This is a genomic window from Modestobacter versicolor (genome assembly GCF_041028285.1).
GTDB lineage: Bacteria > Actinomycetota > Actinomycetes > Mycobacteriales > Geodermatophilaceae > Modestobacter > Modestobacter versicolor_A.
The window spans coordinates 1-603 of sequence record NZ_JABGDB010000039.1 but is presented as its reverse complement, the minus strand read 5'-3'; the positions used below and the strand labels follow the sequence as shown (position 1 = coordinate 603).

At 35.5% G+C, this 603-nt stretch carries 1 protein-coding gene; it reads left to right on the top strand.

Annotation, left to right across the window (positions count from 1 at the left end):
- A partial coding sequence (locus HL054_RS22160; protein WP_369141293.1) for a hypothetical protein occupies positions 1 to 603 on the top strand: 603 nt, incomplete at both ends.

Genomic DNA, 603 nt, shown 5'->3' with positions numbered 1-603 from the left:
CGTGATCAGGCGCGTCGTGTTAATGCCGCTAATGAATGGCATACGCAGAATGATACAATTGATGCTGATTTAAAAAGAACTGTTAATTCAAGTACTATTGATGATCGTGCGCATTTGAATAAAGTGAAAGCTATTCAAGATGCCCGTAATAGTATTACAGATAAAGAATTAGCTAATAAAATCACTCTTGATACATTCAAGAATAAGCAATTTACTAAAGACGTTAAAAAGCTTGATACGGAACGAAATAAAATTGTAGATCCGGCATTGAGGAAACAATTAACGTTAGATAATATCAATGATACTTTACACGTTAACGGTATTAAGAAACAAGACCGTATTCAGAACCGTGAAACTACAGAAGAGAAGCTTAAACGGCAAGCAGAAGAAAACCGTAAAAAGCGTGATATTATCGATGCTGAGGAACAAGCTAAATTAGATAGATTCCGTCAAGGTGCTGGTAGAAATTATTCTAAATCTGATCTCAATGAAGCAATTAAGGCCACTACACAGGGCGGTAAAGCTCTCAATTCAGATCGTGTAATTAATCACCTTACTAAGATTGCTGATAAATCTAATATGCCTGGCTCTAAAGAATGGTTT